General features: G+C 62.5%; 4 protein-coding genes and 3 pseudogenes. 4 read left to right on the forward strand and 3 right to left on the reverse strand.

All coding sequences use genetic code 11. The features are described 5' to 3' along the window. Together EN879_RS20950 and EN879_RS20955 are read right to left on the reverse strand one after the other, a co-directional pair. Positions 1–659: pseudogene (locus tag EN879_RS20950) on the reverse strand (type 2 isopentenyl-diphosphate Delta-isomerase); the annotation flags it as partial. Between the two features lie 88 nt (positions 660–747). Further along, a pseudogene (locus tag EN879_RS20955) lies at positions 748–1,641 on the reverse strand (hypothetical protein); the annotation flags it as partial. A 902-nt stretch (positions 1,642–2,543) separates the two neighbouring features. On the opposite strand from EN879_RS20955, the gene EN879_RS20965 reads away from it, so the two are divergent. The 4 genes from EN879_RS20965 to EN879_RS20980 all read left to right on the forward strand — a co-directional run bounded on the left by EN879_RS20965 (position 2,544) and on the right by EN879_RS20980 (position 5,498). Further along, positions 2,544–2,840: a DUF2604 domain-containing protein gene (locus tag EN879_RS20965; protein WP_024505654.1), complete on the forward strand. Its 297-nt coding sequence runs from the start codon at positions 2,544–2,546 to the stop codon at positions 2,838–2,840. After that, positions 2,833–3,450, forward strand: coding sequence for a putative metal-binding protein (locus EN879_RS20970; protein WP_024505653.1), 618 nt, complete (start codon positions 2,833–2,835; stop codon positions 3,448–3,450). The genes EN879_RS20965 and EN879_RS20970 overlap by 8 nt, the downstream gene beginning before the upstream one ends. 98 nt (positions 3,451–3,548) lie before the next feature. After that, on the forward strand, positions 3,549–3,935 hold the full coding sequence (locus tag EN879_RS20975; RefSeq protein WP_236383243.1) for a Mov34/MPN/PAD-1 family protein: 387 nt from the start codon (positions 3,549–3,551) through the stop codon (positions 3,933–3,935). Positions 3,936–3,938: 3 nt separating this feature from the next. Beyond that, a complete protein-coding gene (locus EN879_RS20980; protein ID WP_024505651.1) occupies positions 3,939–5,498 on the forward strand; it encodes an E2 ligase fold family C protein in 1,560 nt (519 codons plus the stop codon). Between the two features lie 206 nt (positions 5,499–5,704). Here the strand turns inward: EN879_RS20980 and EN879_RS20985 are convergent. Further along, a pseudogene (locus EN879_RS20985) lies at positions 5,705–6,124 on the reverse strand (hypothetical protein); the annotation flags it as partial.

The raw sequence follows: 6,124 nt of genomic DNA on the forward strand, positions 1-6,124 counted from the left end.
GGCGCGGGGGACCTCGATTGCCGCCACGCCCGCCTCGACGAGCGCACAGGCACCGAGGCGGACAGGCCCGCCCCCACTTCCTTGGCCACCATCGGCACGCCCACGATGCGCGCGGCGCCAGCGATCAGCGCCAGGACGCCGCGCCAGTTCGCGGTCGCCCTCCGGCTGTACCGCTTCCTGCAGCGGATTGAGATGGACGATGAGCCCATCGGCCTCCAGCGCGTCCACCGCGCGACGCGCCAGGTCCAGGCCGTCGGCCTCCCGCAGTTGCGCGGCGCCGATATTGGCCAGCAAGGGAATGTCTGGCGCCAGGCGGCGCAGCGCGCGCGTTAGCCCCTGGGAGTTGCGGGATTGCAGGCTCACACGCTGCGAACCGCACATGGCGATCCCCAAGGCTTGCGCTGCCTCGCTCAAATGCCGGTTGATGGCCTCGGCCCGTGGCATGCCGCCGGCCATAGAGCTGATCAGCAGCGGCGCGCGCATAGCCTTGCCCAGCAGCGAGGCGCGCAGGTCGATCTGCGTCAGGTCCAACTCGGGCAGTGCGCAGTGTTCGAGATGGATGTACTCCCAGCCAGCGGCCACCGTGGCCGGCGCCGTTCGCCGATCCAGCACGATGTCCAGATGTTCGTCCTTCCCCGGCTCAGGGCGGTGTCGCTCATGCTCGCTCCATCCGTAGCAGCGGGCGACGGCGTTGCGTCGGATCGAACCGACGGCAGCGCGCCCAAGCCGCCGCCTCCGGCGCGTCCAGGCCGACGCACGCTGGCCTCCCCCTGCAGCGTCGCTGCGATAGCGGCTGGTCGAAGTCTGGTAGTACTGCGCGCGGATCGCCGCCATCGCCTCGATCAACGGTCCCCACGGCGCGGGAAAGCATTCTTCCGCCATCACCCGGTGCAGCATGCGCGTATGGCCGGCCAACTCGTCGTTGAGGAACTCAACCACAGGCATAGCCGGATAGCGCTGCAGAAGCAGGATCGCCGCGTTATCGCCGGCCGACCTGTCCTTGTCGCGTCCATGCAGATCGTTCTGCAGGCGCCCTATCACTGAGATGAGCCGCAGGACCTGGCGAAACGCTGGACGCGCGCGCAAGGTCGCCATGTCCAGCCCCCACAGCAGCGACAGGCAACAGAACACGGTCCCGTAAGCGATCGAATCGATGCCGTTGTGCAGGTACTCGGCGTAAGACCAGCGTCGCGCCCCTGCCGCCTGCGCGTGTCCGGCGCGCAGCGCCGCGCAGTAGCACCGGGTATAGTCGAGAAGCCGAGCATAGTCGTGACGATCGTAAGCGAGCGCAGCCAGCGAAGCGCGCAGCTGAGCGCAGCCCTCGAATCCGGAGAGCACGCACGGTACGCCGTGCCCCAGCGCCTGCTCCAGGGCGGCGAGCTGCTCCGGCGCGATCAGGCCAACGTCGTTGCAATCGTCTAGCCAGAACAGCAGCGCCAGTTCGCGATAGAACGCCACGATCAGCGTTTCGTCCTGCGGATCGCGGCCGGTGCGGGCGCTGGTGTCGCGCAGGCTCGGGTGAATGCGTTGCAGGATATACTGGCCGCCCCTTACCGCTTCCTCAGCATGCTCATCCGCGAAACCGGTCAGGGCACGCCCCCACTCAAGCACCTGCTGCAGCGCGCGTTCGGTCTGGATCATGGCGCCGCCCCTGCTCCCTCGGCTACGACGCGCCGCCCACAACGAAGCGCCAGCCACAACCCGGCGAGACCGCATCTCCGCGCCATAACGGCGATCGCGAAGTTATCGATCCGATTGCCAGTTGCTGATGCAAGCTCTTGTGAACGGCCGTTAGGACCGGCCCGCAGCCTCGCCGGCAGTATCGAGCAATCCGCTTGCGCCGGCTCGCCATAGCAGGCGAGGACGGCAAGGTCGCCGGCGGCAAACGCACGCGAGCACATTGCAAGCGACATCCGCGAACGCGGCGCCGACTGGTCAGCCTCCGCCTCGGTGCCCGCATATGTCCGCGAGTCGAGCAGCGCCTTCGCCACGAAATGAGCAGAACGCCTTACGAGCATCGACCGCCGGCTGCTGCGCATGCGCGATGATGAGGCATGGTCTCGCAGCGGACCCGTTCCGACAGATGCTGCACCAGGGACGAGGCGACCTTATCCAACAAGGCACCACTTGCGCTGTTTGTGGAGACGAGCGTCGGCTGCATCCATGCGGCTGCTTGAGTGGTGAAGACTCTGAACGACGGTTCCTACGGCGCTGCCGGCGCAATCGGCTGCTTGGGGGACGCGTGACGCAGTCAAAGCTCCCCTTGCCAAGCACGGAGCAGGCGAGTGAGAGAGCAGATGAATAGGCGTGTCGCCAATATTTTTGCATTGCTCTAATCGATTATAGTTGTGAGGAGCAATTTGAGACCATTTACTTGCGGCTCAAGTCACCCATAAAAGAAGGCAAGCACCGATTCGGTAGCTTATCCCCTGTCTTTCGCGTACTCGCGGCCGTGGCGCCGGGTGAACGATTGAAGACCGCCGGTCTCACTCGCAGGTGGGCGCCAGGGCGTGGGGCGGTTGGCAAGCCACAGGAGTAGGACAATGTCGAAGGATTCGGGTAAGGGCGATAATCACGGCGGCGGACCGGGCAAGATCGAGATCACGGTGGTGGTGAACGGCCAGCCCACGCAGGTCGAAGCCAATCCCAACCAGCCGCTTCACGTCATTCGTACCAAAGCCCTTGAGAACACGCAGAATGTCGCCCAACCAGCCGAGAATTGGGAATTCAAGGATGAGGCCGGCAACTTGCTCGATGTCGACAAGAAGCTTGGCGACTTCGGTTTCCCGAATACTGTGACCCTGTTCCTCAGCCTGAAGGCGGGCGTCGCAGGTGCCTAAACACCAAAGTGTGGATCCGGAGGTCTCCCGAGCGAAGTTTGATCGGGAGATCGGCCGGTTCCGGCCATATGCTGATGTCTATCGGGCTCAGGGCTGCTTCTTGATCGAGGCGACCTTTCCGCGCGCTTTCTTCATTTTCGCCAGCCCCAAGTTAAAGCCACGGGTGGTCAGCGCAGCGAGCGAGGTCGACTTCACCGACTACGACTTAAGACCACCGTCCGTGGTCTTCGTCGATCCGTTTACGCGTCATCCGATTGCCCGGAAAGATCTATACCTGAAAATGCTTAGACGTCCGCCGCTGCCCGGAACGCCGCCGGAGATGATAGGAGCTCTCATCCAGCAGAACGCCGTGCCGCTGACGGACTTCATCCAGGCCAACAGTCCCGAGGACGAACCATTCCTGTGCATGGCGGGCGTCCGGGAATACCACGACAATCCAGCCCATTCAGGTGATCCATGGCTGCTTCATCGGGGTTCTGGCGAAGGCTGTTTGGCCTTCATCCTGGACAAGATCATCAAGTACGGAATCGTTCCTATAGAGCAGTTGCAGATTCAACTCCAACCGACAATCGTAGGAATGGTGGTATCCCCTCAGGCGATACAAGAATGACTGGTTTGAGAGATGTAACGATCGTGACTCTCCCGCGCGGCTGCATCTCGACCACGCATGGGCATCTGCGCTCAGTTGGTCGCGAGGGCAATGAGGGGATGGCGCTCTGGGTCGGCGTTCAGCAAGAGCGGCACTTTGCCGTAACAGAGACGGTTATCCCGGCGCAGCGTCACATTCGGACAAACGATGGCGTTTGCGTGATCGTTGCGGCCGAAGAACTGCACCGGCTCAATGTCTGGCTCTACAAAAGCGGCCTGAAACTCTTGGCCCAGATTCACAGCCATCCGGGCCGCGCCTACCATTCGACGACGGACGACGCTTATGCGGTTGCTACCACGGTTGGGTGTCTGTCGCTGGTAGTGCCGAATTTCGCCCGCGAGCCTTTCGATTTTGCTCGGGTCGCCGCCTATCGGCTTGACGAAAAGGCCAAATGGAATGCGCTCCCTCCCGCGGCACTGTCGCGAATGATCATGATATCGAGTTGAACAATGGCATTCGCTAACTTCATCGATCGCGCCGCCACGGCGGCATCTCAGGTCCTGGCCGATTTTCATCTGGGAGACTTCAAAGCAGCTCTTGAAAAGCAGGTCGTGGCAGTCGCCTTCGACCATCAGGCCGCTTCCTGCGCCGAAGGCCAGGCGACACTAGATCTTGCGGTGAGATTGCTCGCTAGGCTCTACCCGGTTCTGGCGATACTCCCGCTGGACAGCGCGGCGAGCTCTCAAGCCCAAGCGCTGGAGCGCTTGGCAAAGTCGATCAATCCAAAAGTCGGCATCCGGCGTTCCGGCAAGTCTGCCACCGTCTGCGTCGTTGCAGGGGTAACGCGCCCATCACTCCGGTGCCCGATCTTTTTCGTGGGATCGGACGGTTGGGCGGCAAAGCTGTCGCGTACGGACCCGGTGGGCTCTGGCCCAAGTCTGCTGCCTTATGGAGCTGGCGCCGCCAGTTGCTTCGGCGCCGCCAACGTCTTTCGAACTATCTTCGCTGCCCAGTTGACCGGCGCCGAGTTGGACGAAACCATCGACCTCTCGCTATGCAGCTACGACAAGACCAAAGCCGGAGAGCCTGGCCCGATCGACTTCCCAGTCGACCTTGGCGAAACCCACCTCGTTGGGCTCGGTGCGATAGGCCATGGCTCGCTTTGGGCGCTAGCGAGACAACCCGATCTCAAAGGTCGTCTGCATGTAATCGATCACGAAGCGATCGAACTCTCAAACCTGCAGCGCTACGCATTGGCTGGCCAGGCGGAGATTGGTATGTCCAAAGCGGTTCTTGCAGCCACCGCCCTTAGATCGACTGCCCTTGAGGTCGAGGCGCACCCTCTGACGTGGGCAGAATATGTTGCGCGCCGGGGCAATTGGGTCTTCGACCAAGTGGGTGTGGCGCTTGACACCGCCGCCGACCGTCTGGCTGTCCAAGGTGCACTGCCGCGATGGATCGCAAACGCTTGGACGCAGGAGCACGATCTCGGTATCTCCCGGCATGGTTTCGATGACGGCCAGGCTTGCCTTTGTTGCATGTACCTGCCATCCGGAAAATCCAAGGACGAGCACCAGCTGATTGCCGAGGAACTCGGAATACCGGAAGCACACGAGCAGGTGAAAACGCTCCTGCAGACCAATGCCGGAGTTCCCAACGACTTTGTAGTTCGCGTGGCTACAGCGATGGCTGTGCCGTTTGAACCGCTAGCCCCGTTTGTCGGCCAGCCCCTGCGCTCCTTTTATCAGCAGGCTATCTGCGGCGGTCTGGTGTTCCAGCTTAGCGAAGGAAGTCGCCGCGTTCGAACTGTGGTTCCGATGGCCTTTCAGTCGGTGCTTGCCGGGATTATGCTTGCCGCGGATTTGGTCAAACATAGTGCGGGGTTTCCCATGAGCCCGACGACGAGCACTCGGGTGAATCTTCTGCGCCCCCTTGGCTCTCACTTGCACGATCCGAAGGCCAAGGACTCCAGCGGCCGCTGCATCTGTAGCGACGACGATTTCATTGCCGCTTACAGGCGCAAATACGGCGAGCGCGTTGATCAGGTAAGCGATGTCTCGGCCGCCTAAACAGACGCGCACCTCTCCGTAGACGCAGGGGGCGCGGCTTGTGGGCGTGACCATGGGCGCCATTATCACACGCTTGGCCCGCTCCTTTGCCGGCCTATCGTCCTCCGCGCATGATCCCTGTTGCCGACGTGATGATCCAGCACCAGCCGCCATGGCACCAGAGGCTGGTCAAACCTCCGTTGTTGGCCGATTTGGACAGTGCTGCATCAGGTCTCGACCGACGTCTCGACAGTCAGGGCTGCTTCGACGGGTGTGAAGATGTCAACATCGACCCCAGGCGCCCGCATCGTCACAATCAGGGCGTACCGAGCCAGAGCGTCGACGCGTTCCAGGTAAGGCTTCTCCTTCCACCAGCCCCCGACCGGGAACACGCCGATCGCATCACGCTCGGCGAGATCGGCGGCGCTGCCCGACCAGAAATCGGCGTGCAACGAGCCGCGATCGCGGAAGGTGCCGAGCAGCCACTCTTCTCCGCCTCCAGCAGGCGCCCCTTCCTCCTCGTCCCGAGCGGCCTGATTGATGCGGGCTCGGAATTCGTCGACTGTCTCGGTCGCTGACTTTACTCTGAACCGAAGACCATGGGACGCGTAACGATGCCGGCGGGTCCCTCCGCGTTCCCCCGGGTT

The sequence above is a fragment of the Mesorhizobium sp. M7A.F.Ca.AU.002.02.1.1 genome, assembly GCF_003998535.1.
GTDB lineage: Bacteria > Pseudomonadota > Alphaproteobacteria > Rhizobiales > Rhizobiaceae > Mesorhizobium > Mesorhizobium ciceri.